Raw genomic sequence first — 14,756 nt, 5'->3', positions numbered from 1 at the left:
AGGACTCAGCCGGCGGCACCGCCGGGGGGCGCCACCGGGGTGTCGCGGTGGATGACCCGGCGCCTGGTGAACAACACACCGTCCTGGCGGACCAGTTCGTCCTCGACGGTGAACGTCGGCTCGAAGGCGACGTTGCCCTCGCGGTCGGTCTGCGTGACGAGCGAGTAGTACGAGACCCGCAGGGTGTCCTCGTCGGCCGGGTCGGTCTCGATCAGCAGATGGTCGAACCAGTGCCGTACGGCGATGTCGCGGTAGCGAGGCAGCGCGGCCCGCATCCCCGCGAGCATCTGCTCGCGCCCGCGCTGCACGGCCCCGCCCGCGTGCACGACCTCGCCGTCCTCGGTGAAGGTGGCGGCGAACCCCTCGATGTCCAGAGCGTCGACGCGGCGCATCTGCCAGGCGTAGAACGTCTGGACCTCGGCGAAGACCTCCCCGGACACCTTCTTGTACGTTTCCTGGACCGCCTGGGACACGGCGACTCCCTTCGTGGCGACGGCCACCGGACCGGCGGCACGACTGCCGACCACGCTGCCCGCCACCGCTCCAGGCCCGCTGGAGAACCGGTCAGCCGCGGCTCTCCCGCCGGGCCCCCGGAGGCGGGCCGGCCTCAGCCCCGGAGATAGGCCAGCACCGCCAGTACCCGCCGGTGGGTGTCCTCCGCCGGGGGCAGGCCGAGCTTTCCGAGGATGTTGCCGATGTGCTTGCCGACGGCGGCCTCGGTGACGACCAGGTCGCGGGCGATCGCGCCGTTCGACTTGCCCTCCGCGACCAGCGCGAGCACCTCCCGCTCGCGGGGCGTCAGCGCCGCGAGCGGATCACGCCGGCGCCGCAGCAGCTGCCGTACGACCTCCGGGTCGACGACCGTGCCGCCCGCGGCGACCCGCTCCACCGCCTCGGTGAACTGTTCGACCTGGCCGATCCGGTCCTTGAGCAGATAGCCGACGCCGGTGCCGTCCCCGGTGTCGAGCAGCTCGGCGGCGTACGCGCGCTGGACGTACTGGCTCAGTACGAGGACCGGCAGGGCGGGGTCGGCCGCGCGCAGGGCCACGGCCGCGCGCAGCCCCTCGTCCTGGAAGCCGGGCGGCATCCGGACGTCGGTGACGACGAGATCGGGGCGGCAGGAGGAGACCGCCGCGCGCAGCCCGTCCGCGTCGCCGACCGCCGCGACGACCTCGTGCCCGAACCGGGCCAGCAGTCCCACGAGTCCCTCACGCAACAGGACCCCGTCCTCGGCGAGCACCACTCTCAGCTGGGCAGGCACGGGATCTCCAGGTGGACGGCGGTCGGCCCGCCGGCCGGGCTCGTGACGGTCAGTGTCCCATCGAGAACCGCGAGCCGGTCGGCAAGCCCGGCGAGCCCGGAACCCCGGCCGGGCTCCGCTCCCCCGCACCCGTCGTCCCGCACCTCGATCCGCAACCGTCCGGCGCCGTACCGCCCGTTGATCCACGCCCGCCCCGCGCCGCTGTGCCGGCCCACGTTGGCGAGCGCCTCCCGCACCGCGAAGTACGCGGCCGACTCGACGGGTTCGGCGAACCGCGGCAGTTCCGTGTCCACCTCCACGGGGACGGCGGACCGGTCCGCGGCGTCGGCGATCGCGTCACCGAGCCCATAGTCCGCGAGCACCTGCGGATGAATACCGTGGATCAACTCCCGTAGCTCCCCCAGAACTTGGTCCGCCTCCGCGTGTGCGGCCGCGAGCCGCGCGGCCAGCCGGGGCGGCGCGTCGAGGCGCGCGAGTCCCAGGTGCATGCTCAGCGCCACCAGCCGCTGCTGCGCCCCGTCGTGCAGATCCCGCTCGATCCGGCGCCGCTCCGCCTCGAACGCGGCCACCAGCCGGGCCCGCGACTCGGTGACCTCGGCCAGCCGCAGCTCGGTGGCGCGCGGAGCGAGCAGCAGCCGGGGCAGGGCGACGCGGGCCCGGGCGTACAGACCGAGGGGCCACAGGAGCAGGGGCAGGAGTACGGCACCGGCGATCGCGCAGCCGGCCGCCTGCGGGTAGGTGTCGATCAGCCACAGCTTGGCGATCCGGGTGTCGCCGCCGGTGAGGGCGAGTTGCAGGGGCGCCCCGAGCAGCGCTCCGGGCAGACCGAGCACGGCCGCCAGCACCAGCAGATCGAGCGGCCACAGGACGAGCGCGAGCAGTACGGCATACGCCAGTTCGCGCCAGGTCGCCTGCTCGGTCAGCCGCAGCCGGGTCCAGGCGGCGAGGCCCGGCGCGTCCGGGACGCGGTGGGGATCAGCGGGCGGCACCGGATCGACGAGCCGCAGCCGGCGACGCTCCAGGGCCCCGACGGGTATGCCGGACAGCGCGAGCATCACCAGCAGCGGCAGCCCCACGAGCACGGGCGTCAGTACGGCGCCGGCGACCCCGAGTACCAGCAGTCCGACGAGCAGCGGGGCGCCGATGAGCACGCCCGTGACGAGATGGGCGAGCGCACGGAAGGGGTACCGCCGAAGGCCGCTGATCATGCGCCCACCGTAGGCGGCACCGCGGACGCGGGCCATACGGCCAGGGGGTCTTCCGGGGTAGGTCCAGCCCTACCTTCCGGGCCCCTGGGCCGTGCCTCGCCCCTGAGCCGCGTCCCCGTCCGCCGGCAGCAGGTGCTCCCGCCCGCGCGCCCGGTACTGAGCCGTCAGCTCCCGCACATCCGCTTCCCGCAGCCTGCGGTAGGCGCTCTCCCCGGGCGGCCGCCACCACACCGGGTCGGCGCAGCGGAAGCCTTCGCGCCGCAGCCGTACCCGATGGATCTTGTTGGTCGCGGTGACCGGCATCCGCTCCACGATGCGCAGGAACCGTGGGGCCATCTTGGTCCCCAAGTCCGGCTGGGACAGCAGGAATTCGGCGAAGGCGAGCGGATCGAAGGACGCGGGGCCGCGGTGCAGGGCGAGCGTCGCCATCACCTGGTCGCCGGCCACCGGGTCCGGCACCGCGTACACCGCGACGGCCGCCGCGTGGCGGTGGCGGGCGAGGATGCTCTCGATCACCGCGGCGGCCAGGTTCTCGCTGTCGACGCGCAGCCTGTCGTCCGTGCGGCCGGCGAAGTACAGGAAACCGTCCGTGTCACGGTAGAAGAGGTCTCCGGTCCAGTAGCCGTCGTCGCGCTGCCGGGCCGCCTCCGCCTCCGGGTTGCGCCAGTACCCCTCGAAGGGGTTGGGGCCCCGGTTCACCAACTCCCCTATGGCTTCGGAGCCGTTGAGCAGCCGGCCCGCGTCGGTGAACTCCGCCGGCGGGCACTCCCGGCGGGTGGCCGGGTCGACCACCGCGAGGTCGTCACCGGGGGCCGCCCGGCCGATGGCGCCCGACGGGGTCCCGGGGGTCCACTGGATCGCCGCCCCGCCCTCCGAGGAGCCGTAGCCCTCCACGAGCCGCACCCCGAAGCGCCGCTGGAAGGCCGCCGCGTCGACCGCGCCCGCCTCCGTGCCGAAGCCGAGGCGCAGCGCGTGGTCGCGGTCGTCGGGCCGGGCCGGGGTCGCCAGGAGGTACTGGACGGCCCGCCCGACATAGGTGAAGTACGTGGCCCGGCAGGCCCGGACGTCCGCCAGGAATCCCGACGCCGAGAAGCGCCGGCGCAGCGCGATGCCGGCGCCCGCCGCGAGCGCGGGCGCCCAGTCGGCGATCACCGCGTTGCCGTGGAACATCGGCATGCAGATGTAGTGGACATCGTCCCGGCGCACCCCGAAGTGGTCGACCAGCGAGCGGCCGGCGGCCGCCAGGCGCCCCTGGGTGCAGATCGCCGCCTTGGGGGCGCCGGTGGAACCGGAGGTGAAGTAGAGCAGCAGTCGGTCGGACGCGGTGGCCGACGAGGCGTCCGGCCGCAGGCCCTCGTACGAGGACAGCAGTTCGGCGTACGCGTCGGTGTCGGTCACCAGGACGCGTACGCCCGGGAGTTCGAGTCCGTCGAGGAGCGGCAGGTGGACTCGTTCGGTGACCAGGACGCGGCAGTCGGTGTGGCGGATGTCGCGGGCCAGTTCGGGGCCGCGGCGCGTGGGGTTGATGCCGGCGACGGCCGCCCCGGCCAGCGCGGCCGCACTCAACCACATCGGGTATTCAGGGGTGTTGTCGAGCAGCACGCCGACGTGCGGCTCCGCGCCCGGCGGCAGCAGGTCGGCCAGCAGCGCCGCCCGCGCCGCCGCGCCGGCCGCCACCCGGTGGTGGCTCAGCGTCCGCCCCTCGAACCACAGCCCCGGCCGGTGGTCGTCCCACCGCTCCCGCACGAGCTCCGCGACGGTACCCCTCATGGACCCCATGGGGGCGCACGGTAACTGACATACCGTCAGATGTGGAGAGCGAGAGAGGTCACGCCGAGAAGGTCTGGTGGTACGTGACCATGAAGCCGACACAGAAGGCGATGAACACGGCGAAGAAGACCAGGAGGCCGACCGTGCCCGCGGCCATCTTGCCGCGCGCCGGGGCGTGGGCGGTGGCCAGCTCGGGGTGCTCGGCCGTGTAGTGCACGGTGACGATGTCGCCCTCGATGACGGTCGACGGCCCGCCCGCCTCCTCCATGCGCACCGGCCGGCCCTCACGCGTGGTGAACTCGTACACGTGGTGCAGTGTCGTGCGCACGGCGCTGTCGCCGCCGCCCCGCGTCGTCGTGTACGTCCGCAGACAGCGCGCCTCGGCCGTGAGCCCGCTGTTCCAGGCGCTCCTCAGGCGCAGCGAGCGCCTGACCACCCTGGCCGCGGCCAGGAGGACCATGGCGATCATCAGGCTCGGCACGACGTAGAAAAAGGCATCCATGGTGTTCCCCCGAAGTCCGCTGCACCGCCGGAGACTGCCGACGTGCAGGGAACCTACCCGTGCCGCGAGGGCGCGCGCCTCAAGGGATGCTCAGAACATGATTCAGCCGTACTGCACCATCGCGTTGATGATGACGGCGACGCCCACGCCGATGAGGATCAGCCAGATCGCCGTCACGGCCATGTCCTTGCCCGCCTGGGGCTCGGACGCGGTCGCCTTGTCGGGCCGGTCCGGCGTGTAGTAGACGAGGGTCTCGTCGCCGACGACGCGGCTCGCGGGGCCGCCGGACTCCTCGAAGCGGACGGCGCGGCCGTCGCTCGTGGTGAAGTCGTACTGGTGGAACTGGATGCGCCGGGGCATGTTGTTGACCATCTGGACCCGCACCCACGCCCGCACCACCCGCGCCCGCGCGCTGAGCCCGCTCTCCCAGGCCTCCTGCCGCTCCTTGGTCCTGCGGACGATGGCGTAGGCGGCCCAGAGCATGCCGACGATGATCAGCGGCATGAGTAGGTCGAAGACTGCATCCATGGAGTGCACCCCCGTGCTCGAAGAAGGACCCGCGTGCGCCGTGCCGACCGGAGTCGGTCACGGCGCACGCGGACCCTACCCGAGCCCGTTCGGGCCGGGACACCCGAGCGTGGATCAGAAGGTGACGTCCGCGCAGGAGTAGAAGGCGTTCGCCGTGTCGGCGATCGTCCACACGGCGAGGATGACGTGGTGACCGGTCCGGCCCGTGGGGATCGTGCCGCTGTGCGAGAGCGTCGACGGCGGGCGCGCGTTGTTGTAGGGGACGGTGAGGAACGGCGTGGTGTTCAGGTCCGCGCGGGTCAGCGCATGGTTCGCGTTCCAGCCCTGCTTGGTGAGGTAGTACTTGAAGTCGGTCGTGGCGTGACTGGCCGTGAACTGCCACCGGAAGGTGTAGCTCTGGCCGCCGGTGACCTTGGTCGTCGGCCAGGCGCCGCCGTCCGGCTTCGTCGGACTGTTCAGCTGACCGAATTCGGTGTGGTTCGCCGAGCAGATCTGGCCGTCGGCGGGCCCCGCGCCGGGGAACCCCTTCGGGCCCTCGACACTCTGCGGCTCCCACTGGATGTTGCCGCAGTTGGTCACTGTGCCGTTCTGGCACAGCTTCTGCCGGCTGATGGGCAGGTCGGTGTAGCCGTGGCCGCTCGCGCCGCCGGCCGAGAGCACGAAGGCTCCGGCGGTGGTCAGGCCGAGGGCGGCCGCGTACCACTTCGCTTTCTTGGTCGTGCGTATGCGCATGGCTGCCGCTCCAGGAGTGCGTGGGGAAGTTCCGTGAGCTGTGCGCGCGTTTCTTCAGGTCTAGACCAAGTCTCAGATTATTGCCAGGAGTTGAACATGTCCATACCAATCAGCTAGCCAGTTCTGTACGACGCCCAAGCCCCTGACGGCCCCTCACGCGCCGTCGCCGCTGCGGCCCGTGCAGAAGGCCACCGTCAGGTCCTTCACCAGCGCCTTGCGTTCGTAGTCGTCGAGTTCGACCAGACCGCGCATGGTCAGCCGGGTCACCGTGTCCTCGACCGAGTCGACGACGGAGGTGAGCACGGTGTCGCGGTGCTGGGCGTCGAGCGCCGCGATCCGGCGTCGCTGCATCCGGTCCGCGACCTCGGGGGCGTACTCGATCCGGATCGGCTGCGCCGAGAACACCTCGAGGCCCACCGGCGCCGTGTCCGCGGCCACCGTCCGGGTCAGCGCGTCGCCGACCGCCTCGGTGTTGCGCAGTGTCGGCCCGTCCTTGCCGAGCACCCCCCGCACGCCCGTCGGCACATCGGCCGGCAGCTGCGAGAGCACCCGGGCCAGCGCCGCCTCCACGCATTCGCGCAGATACGTCTGGTGGTCCTCGACGCCGAGCGTGGCGCGCGCGGTGTCCCTGACCCGCCAGACCACGAGCACGACGACCCGCAGCGCGACCCCGTTCGCGTCGACCGCCGCCATCGGCTCGCTGCGCCAGTGCCGGAGCCGTACGTCGACCCGGCGGCGCAGCACCAGCGGATTGACCCACATCAGGCCGGTGCGCCGGACCGTTCCCCGGTAGCGGCCGAAGAGCCCGAGCACCCAGGCCCGCCCGGCCCGGCCCCGGGCGAGCCCGCCGAAGCCGAACAGGCCGAGGGCCCCGGCTCCCGCGTACGCGGCCCACTGGGCGGGGCCGAGCCCGGCGGCGAACACCGGCAGTTCGAGCGCCCGCGTCACGGTCGGCGGCAGCACCCCCGCCCACCAGGAGGTGAGCACGCAGCCGGCCACCCCGCAGGCTCCGGCCAGCACACCGGCCGCTCCCGGCAGCACCCGCGCCGGACGCTCGGCCAGTTCGGGATCGACCTCCGGGACCGGCCGGGTCCGCACCGGGGCGGGACGCCGGACCCGCGGCTGCTCCCCCGTACCGCGCCGCCGCCCCACGACGGCGGGCGCGACCGGCACGGAGAACGGGACGGGGTCGTCCCGGAAGAGCAGGTGGACGGGGATCTCGGTGGTCGCCTCGTTGTGGATGACCCGGGCGGACCGAGGGGCCGTCTCCGGGGCTGCGTCCGGGGGTGGCCCGGAGGGCGCCCCTTCGGACTCCGGGGTGTGTGAAGTCGTCGTAGTCATACCTGCCTCCATGCCTCCGCGCCTGGAAGTGTTGTCACGAGCTGCGTCGGAACGCCGGTGTCACGAACTGCTCAGCACGCCGGTGCCACGAACTGCGCCGGAACACCGGTGCACCCGGACCCGGCACAAGCACACCGGCGCCTCGATGCGTCGGTGCCTCGATGCGTCGGTGCCTCGATGCGTCGGTGCCTCGATGCGTCAGGAGAAGAGTCGCCGCCAGGTCTCCGGTCCCGGATAGCCGTCCGCCGCGCCGCCCCGCCAGCCCTGGGACCGCTGGAACGCCTCGACGTTGCGCCGGTCCGCCTCGCCCCAGCGCGACCCCGGACCCTGCGTGTAGTACTTGCCGAACCCCTTCTTGACCAGCTGCTTGCCGAGCCGCGTGACATACGCGTTGTCCGCTCCCGGCCGGAACATCGCGCGCCCCGGATAGCCGGCCACCCCGTGCGAGGAGACGCCCGACCCCTTGGACCCGGGGCTCCCGGCCGCCGGAATGTCCCGGCCCTTCTTCTCCACCAGGTACGACCACGTCGTCGGCCCCGGCAGGCCGTCCGCGTCCGCCCCGCTCCAGCCCTGGGCCTGCTGGAAGGCCTGGGTGGCCCGCCGGTCCGCGTCCGACCAGCGCGGCCCGGGGCCCGTCGAGTAGAACCGGGCCGCGCCCCGCTCCACGAGGAGCCGGCCCAGCTGGGTGACGGAGGAGTTGTCGGCACCCGGACCGAAGTACCAGGACCCGGGGTAGCGGGTCCCCTTCTCACCCTTGTCGTCCTTGTCATCCTTCCCGCCCGGCAGCGGCACGGCCGTGACCGTGCCGCCGTCGCTCAGCCCCTTGTAGCGGTAGGGCAGATAGCGGTCCGAGTTGCTCCAGTAGCCGTAGGGAGTGGCCTGCTTGCGGGTGTGCGGGCGGGTCTGTTCGTACGCGATGTAGGACGAGTGCGTGTAGTCCGTCCAGCCGCCGAAGATGACCACGTGCGAGCCGTCCTCGGGGTTCGAGGGATTGTGGAAGAGCAGGATGTCCCCGGGCTCCAGCTGCTCCTTGGTGATCCGTACGCTGTAGGTGTCGAGGCTGCCCGTCCACTCGTTGCCGTCGAGGTTCCAGGCCATCGACACGAAGCCCGAGCAGTCCTGCCGGTAACCGTCCGACCAGTAGTCGCTCATGCTGTACGGCACCTGGGCGGCGACCCACTTCTTGGCCCGGTTGATGATCTCGGCCCGGGTGGTGGCGGGCGCCTTGGCCGCGGCCGCGGGTTTGCCGGGCCCTTCCACCGGCCTCCCGGACGGGCCGTGCAGGGGGGCCTTGCCACCCTGCGGGGTATCGGGCTCGTCACCTGCGGGAATGCCCGGCCTAACCGGCCCGTGGGTGGCGGCGAGGGCCGGCGCCGGGTGGCCTCCGCCGAGCACGGCACCCGCCGCGGCGGCCAGCGCGAGCGCCCCTCGCGCCGCCGGACGGGTGACCGGACCGGACAGCGGCGCCCGGGGTTCCTCCGCGCCCGGGCGTGCCCGCGCGGGCAGGCCCCCGCGGCTCCGCCAGTGAACACAGCCGGGGCAGTCGCAGTTGCTCGCCGGGGCGATTTCCTCGAAGACCGGAGTCCCCATGCGACTGCCCTCACACTCCAGATCGAAATGTCCGCATTTCTGCACGATCGTCAGTTTCTCAACTGTCATCCGTTGTCGCATGTTGACGGTCCGAATGATGTACGGGCCCCGTCGCGCACCCCGGCCCGCCGGGCTCTCCGGCAGTCCGGACCACCGGCCGGAATCGGGTAGAGTTCTCCAGGTCAGCGCGCGCCGCTAGCTCAGTTGGTTAGAGCAGCTGACTCTTAATCAGCGGGTCCGGGGTTCGAGTCCCTGGCGGCGCACGATGGTGATGGCGAGGCAGGTTCGCGGACAGCGCGAACCGGTCTCGCCATCGTCGTTCCCGCGCGGCTTCGCCGCGCGCGGTGAGGGCTTCGCCACCCACACCCCTCGGCCCGGCAGGGCCCCTCAACCAGCGCGCCGGCCTCACGCCCCGCACCCCTGGAACCCGACGCGCCCCCCGCGTCAACGAAGGCCCTTTTCGCACACACGTCCCATTCAGCGATGTATGACCGGTAAACAGCGCGTTTCGTCCCTTGCGATCATGCCGAACGGCATAGAACCCTGGGCTTCAAGGGACTGTCGGTACACGGCAGTTGGGGGAGCGAACCGGTTGCGCCGCGGTGGGGCCACAGGCCCCGCTCATGAACCGATGCCGAGGGGGGCATTCTGCAACCGGAAGGCCGTCGTTCCATGTCCGTACAGGCGTGGAAGACGTGGTGACGGTGGCCTGCCACTGATGCGTCCGGGACGGTCGAGGGGGACCCGAGCGGGCGATACAGAACCGACGACCACGCACCTCACCGTGCGTGCGGGGGGAATGACTCATGACGTCGACGCCGACGGGCGCCCGACAGGACTTCGACCCGTCAGAGACGACCCAGCTGAGAGTGCCGGCCCATCGGACCGGCGGATTCCGCAGAGTCAAGAAGACACTTCCGAGATACGACTACGAGCACTACAGCCGGCTCGCCGGGCCCCTCACACAGCCCGACCCGGGCAAGCCGTACAAGGTGCAGTACCGCTCCCTGCTCTCGCAGGAGCCGCACCGGCTGCGGGCCGCGCTGATGCTGGGGGCGGCCCCGCTGCTCTCCCTGGTCCTGCTGGGCTGGCTGCTGCAGCCCGACCACTGGACACAACGCGACTACCCGGCCTACGACTTCCTGCCGGCGCTCGACATCGTGATGCTGGTCTCGATCGGTCTGATCGAGTTCTTCCGCTGCATGAACGTACTGTCGAACGCGCACGCGACCCTGGTCGCCCGGGACCCGGTCCCGGTGGTGCCCGAGACCGGCACGAGAGTCGCCTTCCTCACCTCGTTCGTGCCGGGCAAGGAACCGCTGGAGATGGTGACGAAGACCCTGGAGGCGGCCGTCAGGCTGCGGCACCGGGGCCTTCTGCACGTCTGGCTCCTCGACGAGGGCGACGACCCCGGCGTGAAGGCGGTCTGCGCGCGCCTCGGTGTGCACCACTTCTCCCGCAAGGGGGTCGCGCGCTGGAACCAGCCCAAGGGTCCGCACCGCGCGAAGACCAAGCACGGCAACTACAACGCCTGGCTGGAAGCCCACGGCGACGACTACGACTACTTCGCCTCGGTCGACACCGACCATGTGCCGCTGCCCAACTACCTGGAGCGGATGCTCGGCTTCTTCCGTGACCCGGACGTCGGCTTCGTCATCGGCCCACAGGTGTACGGCAACTACAACTCCTTCGTCACCAAGGCCGCCGAGTCGCAGCAGTTCCTCTTCCACGCCCTGATCCAGCGCGCGGGCAACTTCTACGGCTCCCCGATGTTCGTCGGCACCTCCAACGCCGTACGCATCAGGACGCTGAAGCAGATCGGCGGTCTGTACGACTCGATCACCGAGGACATGGCGACCGGCTTCGAGATCCACCGCGCCAAGAACCCGGCCACCGGCCGGAGATGGCGCTCGGTCTACACGCCCGACGTGCTCGCGGTCGGCGAGGGGCCCAACGCCTGGACGGACTTCTTCACCCAGCAGCTGCGCTGGTCCAGAGGCACCTACGAGACGATCCTCAAGCAGTACTGGAAGGGCCTCTTCACACTGCCTCCCGGCCGGTTCTTCAACTACACGATGATGATCATCTTCTACCCGATGTCGGCCCTCAACTGGATCCTCGCGGCGCTGAGTTGTGCGCTGTTCCTGGGCATGGGCGCCTCGGGTGTGAACATCGACCCGACCATCTGGCTGATGCTGTACGGCAACGCCTCGGCGCTGCAGATCGGCCTGTACATCTGGAACCGCCGGCACAACGTCTCCCCGCACGAGCCCGAGGGCTCCGGCGGGGTGGCCGGCATGGTGATGTCCGCGCTGTCGGCGCCGATCTACGCCCGCTCGCTGATGGACGCCGTACTGCGCCGCAAGAGCAAGTTCGTGGTGACTCCCAAGGGGGATTCGGCCAGCCCGGACACGTTGTTCGGGACCTTCCGGATCCATCTGTTCTTCGTTCTGGTCTTCGCCGGTTCGATGGCGGCCTCCTTCCTCTACGGCCACTCCCACCCGGCCATGCTCACCTGGGCCTCCGTCGCCCTGCTGATCACCGCCTCGCCGGTCTTCGCCTGGCGCTGGACGCTGCGGCAGGAGAAGCGGAAGCCGGCGGCGCCGGAACCGCAGGACGCCGTACCTGCCCCGCACTCGCCGCAGCACCGGCCCACTTGGGCCGCGGCGCAGGGCGGTCAGGGCGGCCCGGCGGGTCAGGCAAGCGGCGACCAGACCATGAAGATCGCCCTGGGGGGACGTAAGAAATGAACGACCGAGCCGGCCACCGCCGCGCCCGTCGGCTGGCGGTGGGCGCGGCGGTGGTGCTCGCCCTCGCCGGGATGAACGGGCCGTGGCTCTACCGCTTCGGAACCGAGCGGTACCACGAGTACAAGATCAACAGACCCGAGTACAAAGCCGACAACGGGCACTGGGACGTCGTCGAGTTCCCCGAGGAACTGCGGCTGAACACCATCCACGCGGCCCTGTTGCACACCGGCAAGGTCCTGCTGATCGCGGGATCGGGCAACAACCAGGACAACTTCGACGCGAAGAAGTTCGACACCCGGATCTGGGACCCGGTCAAGGGGACCGTCAAGACGGTGCCGACGCCCAAGGACCTGTTCTGCACGGGGCACACCCAGCTCGCCAACGGAAATCTGCTGATCGCCGGCGGCACCAAGCGGTACGAGAAGCTGAAGGGTGATGTCACCAAGGCCGGCGGCCTGATGATCGTCCACAACGAGAACCCGGACCGGCCCGTCACCCTGCCCGCCGGCACCCGGTTCACCGGCAAGGAGAACGGCCGGACGTTCGTGTCGAAGGACCCGGTGCTCGTGCCCCGGGCGAAGAAGGTCTTCGACAAGGCGACCGGCAGGTTCCTGCGCAACGACCCGGGCCTCGGCCGGATCTACGTCGAGGCGCAGCGGAGCGGCAAGAAGTACGAGACGGGCACCCAGGACAACTACCGGATCCAGGGTCTGACCGGATCCGAGGCCCGCAACACCTACGGCATCGCGCAGAAGCTCGCCCTCGACAAGAAGGACTTCCAGGGGATCCGCGACGCCTTCGAGTTCGACCCGGTCGCCGAGAAGTACATCAAGGTCGACCCGATGAACGAGGCCCGCTGGTACCCGACCCTCACCACGCTGTCGGACGGCAAGGTCCTCAGCCTCTCCGGCCTCGACGAGATCGGCCAGCTGGTGCCGGGCAAGAACGAGGTCTTCGACCCGGCGACCAGGAAGTGGACGTACACAAAGGGCGTCCGGCAGTTCCCGACCTATCCGGCGATCACCCTGATGCAGAACGGCAAGCTGTTCTACTCGGGGTCGAACGCCGGCTACGGACCGGACGACGTGGGCCGTGAACCCGGTGTCTGGGACCTGGCGACCAACGAGTTCACCAAGGTCCCCGGGATGAGCGACCCGAAACTGCTCGAGACCTCGGGCACGGTACTGCTGCCGCCCGCGCAGGACGAGAAGTACCTGGTCATCGGGGGCGGTGGGGTCGGTGAGTCGGCCAGGTCCAGCAAGCGGACCCGGCTCGTCGACCTGCTGGACCGGAAGCCGGAGTTCACGGACGGGCCCGAGCTGGAGAAGGGCACCCGCTATCCGCAGTACTCGATCCTGCCCGACGACACCGTGCTGGTGTCCGGCGGCTCCGAGGACTACCGCGGACGCGGCGACTCCGACATCCTCCAGGCCCGGATCTACGACGGGCGGAGCAACACCTTCGACCGGGTCGCCGACCCGCTGGTGGGACGCAACTACCACTCGGGGTCGATCCTGCTGCCGGACGGCCGGGTGATGTTCTTCGGTTCCGACTCGCTCTACGCGGACAGGGCCAACACCAAGCCCGGTACGTTCGAGCAGCGGATCGAGATCTACACCCCGCCCTACCTCTACCGCGATGCGCGGCCCTCGCTCTCCGGCGGCCCGAAGACCGTCGCGCGCGGCGGCTCGGCGACGTTCACGTCGGCGCACGCCTCGTCGCTGAGGACGGCCCGGCTGATCCGGCCGAGCGCGTCCACGCATGTCACCGACACCGATCAGCGGTCCATCGCGCTGGACCTCACGAGGACGAAGGACGGGATCACGGTGACGATCCCGAAGAACCGGAATCTCGTGGAGTCCGGGTGGTACATGCTCTTCGTCACGGACGACCAGGGGACGCCTTCCAAGGCGCAGTGGGTGAAGGTGACTTAGCACTCCGCTGCTGGTCCGCCCATTTTGACTGCGGGTGCGTGGGGCTGGTCGCGCAGTTCCCCGCGCCCCGGGTGGGGCGCGGGAGCACTGCCGTCAGTCGGAGGCCTTGGCCAGCTTCAGGGCGTAGGCAGGCCACCACTGGCCGGCCTTGGGGCCGCCCTTGCAGGTGCCGTCCGATTCGCCGGGGCGCTTGACCCAGAGGTACGCGTCGACGAGGGGGTCGTCGGTCTTCGTGGCCGGCGCCTCCCCCAGCGCACGCCCCGGCGGATTGCACCAGTTCTCGTCCGCCTTGCCGCCCGTATACGGTCCGTTGCCGTTGCGGCTGGTGTCGATCACGAAGTGCTTGTCGCCGATCTTCGCGGACAACTGCCTGCCGTAGGCGATGGATTCCCGGGTCGAGTAGAAGTTGGAGACGTTGACCGCGAAGCCGTCGGCTCCGTCGACACCGGCCCGCTGGAGCGGCTGGAAGATCTGGTCGGGGTGACCCCAGCCCGCGTTGCCCGCGTCCAGGTAGACCTTGGTGTTCTTCAGCGAAGTGAGCGTGGTGACGGCGCCCTTGAGAAGGTCGTAGCGCTCCTCGTGGAACTCGTCCGGGGTGCACTGGTTGACCAGGTGCAGGATCGCGTCGGGTTCCAGGACGACCGTGGCGGACCGGTCCCCGATGCCCCGGGCGACCCCGTCGATCCAGCTCCGGTAGGCGTCGCCGTCGGCGGCGCCGCCCTGGGAGAACTGGCCGCAGTCGCGGTGCGGGATGTTGTAGAGGACGAGAAGGGCGGACCGGTCGGCCTTCTCGGCCGCCTCGGTGAAGCCGCGCGCCTCCTGTTCCGGGTTCTCCGGGCCGATCCACTCGCCGGTCGGCTGCTCGGCGATCTTGCGGATCTGCCGCGCGTCGTCCTTCTTCCCCGACTTCTCGTACGCGGCGACCTGCTCCGCCGCGTTGCCGTCCGGGTTGACCCAGTACGGGTCCGTGCCCTTGGGCTGCTGGGTGATCCTGGAGCCGGATCCCTCGTTCTTGTCGCCCCCGTCCCCGGTGGAGAAACACCCCGCGAGCAGCAGTGCCGCCCCCGCCACCGCCACGGACGCGCGTGCCCCGGCCTGCCTGCCGCCGTACATCCAACTCCCCCTTGGCTGTACTGTCCG

General features: G+C 70.8%; 12 protein-coding genes and 1 tRNA gene. 3 read left to right on the top strand and 10 right to left on the bottom strand.

What is annotated here, in order from left to right; all coding sequences use genetic code 11:
* Positions 1 to 5 precede the first annotated feature (5 nt).
* From ACFVYF_RS26540 to ACFVYF_RS26500, 9 genes are all read right to left on the bottom strand, one after another.
* Complete coding sequence (locus ACFVYF_RS26540; protein ID WP_389459275.1) at positions 6 to 473, bottom strand: nuclear transport factor 2 family protein; 468 nt, start codon at positions 471 to 473, stop codon at positions 6 to 8.
* Between the two features lie 134 nt (positions 474 to 607).
* Positions 608 to 1,261 (bottom strand): response regulator transcription factor, encoded by a 654-nt coding sequence (locus ACFVYF_RS26535; RefSeq protein ID WP_389459273.1) that lies wholly within the window; start codon positions 1,259 to 1,261, stop codon positions 608 to 610.
* The gene (locus ACFVYF_RS26530; RefSeq protein WP_389459271.1) at positions 1,246 to 2,469 is read right to left on the bottom strand and encodes a sensor histidine kinase; all 1,224 of its coding nucleotides are present in this window, start codon (positions 2,467 to 2,469) and stop codon (positions 1,246 to 1,248) included. Before ACFVYF_RS26530 ends, ACFVYF_RS26535 begins: the two co-directional genes overlap by 16 nt.
* A 69-nt stretch (positions 2,470 to 2,538) precedes the next feature.
* The gene (locus ACFVYF_RS26525; protein ID WP_389459270.1) at positions 2,539 to 4,248 is read right to left on the bottom strand and encodes an AMP-binding protein; all 1,710 of its coding nucleotides are present in this window, start codon (positions 4,246 to 4,248) and stop codon (positions 2,539 to 2,541) included.
* A 49-nt stretch (positions 4,249 to 4,297) separates the two neighbouring features.
* Positions 4,298 to 4,741: a DUF3592 domain-containing protein gene (locus ACFVYF_RS26520; protein WP_389459268.1), complete on the bottom strand. Its 444-nt coding sequence runs from the start codon at positions 4,739 to 4,741 to the stop codon at positions 4,298 to 4,300.
* Positions 4,742 to 4,843: 102 nt separating this feature from the next.
* Positions 4,844 to 5,269, bottom strand: a complete 426-nt coding sequence (locus tag ACFVYF_RS26515; RefSeq protein ID WP_389459266.1) for a DUF3592 domain-containing protein — start codon at positions 5,267 to 5,269, stop codon at positions 4,844 to 4,846.
* A 114-nt stretch (positions 5,270 to 5,383) separates the two neighbouring features.
* A complete protein-coding gene (locus ACFVYF_RS26510; RefSeq protein WP_389459264.1) occupies positions 5,384 to 6,001 on the bottom strand; it encodes a lytic polysaccharide monooxygenase in 618 nt (205 codons plus the stop codon).
* A 153-nt stretch (positions 6,002 to 6,154) separates the two neighbouring features.
* Positions 6,155 to 7,342 carry an SPFH domain-containing protein gene (locus ACFVYF_RS26505; protein ID WP_389459262.1) on the bottom strand — a complete coding sequence of 396 codons (1,188 nt, stop codon included), beginning with the start codon at positions 7,340 to 7,342 and terminating at the stop codon, positions 6,155 to 6,157.
* Positions 7,343 to 7,540: 198 nt separating this feature from the next.
* Positions 7,541 to 8,932 (bottom strand): peptidoglycan-binding protein, encoded by a 1,392-nt coding sequence (locus tag ACFVYF_RS26500; protein ID WP_389459260.1) that lies wholly within the window; start codon positions 8,930 to 8,932, stop codon positions 7,541 to 7,543.
* A gap of 189 nt (positions 8,933 to 9,121) precedes the next feature.
* Between ACFVYF_RS26500 and ACFVYF_RS26495 the strand changes: the two genes are divergently transcribed.
* The 3 genes from ACFVYF_RS26495 to ACFVYF_RS26485 all read left to right on the top strand — a co-directional run bounded on the left by ACFVYF_RS26495 (position 9,122) and on the right by ACFVYF_RS26485 (position 13,616).
* Positions 9,122 to 9,195: transfer RNA gene (locus ACFVYF_RS26495), tRNA-Lys, on the top strand.
* Between the two features lie 543 nt (positions 9,196 to 9,738).
* On the top strand, positions 9,739 to 11,682 hold the full coding sequence (locus tag ACFVYF_RS26490) for a glycosyltransferase family 2 protein (protein WP_389459258.1): 1,944 nt from the start codon (positions 9,739 to 9,741) through the stop codon (positions 11,680 to 11,682).
* Positions 11,679 to 13,616, top strand: coding sequence for a galactose oxidase-like domain-containing protein (locus ACFVYF_RS26485; protein WP_389459255.1), 1,938 nt, complete (start codon positions 11,679 to 11,681; stop codon positions 13,614 to 13,616). Before ACFVYF_RS26490 ends, ACFVYF_RS26485 begins: the two co-directional genes overlap by 4 nt.
* A 93-nt stretch (positions 13,617 to 13,709) precedes the next feature.
* Here ACFVYF_RS26485 and ACFVYF_RS26480 read toward each other — a convergent pair whose 3' ends face one another.
* On the bottom strand, positions 13,710 to 14,729 hold the full coding sequence (locus ACFVYF_RS26480) for a glycoside hydrolase family 6 protein (RefSeq protein WP_389459254.1): 1,020 nt from the start codon (positions 14,727 to 14,729) through the stop codon (positions 13,710 to 13,712).
* Between the last annotated feature and the right edge of the window lie 27 nt (positions 14,730 to 14,756).

Source organism: Streptomyces sp. NPDC058274 (assembly GCF_042881375.1).
Taxonomy (GTDB): Bacteria; Actinomycetota; Actinomycetes; order Streptomycetales; family Streptomycetaceae; genus Streptomyces.
Note: the sequence above shows the minus strand (reverse complement) of the source record. Positions and strands in the feature narration are given on the sequence as shown.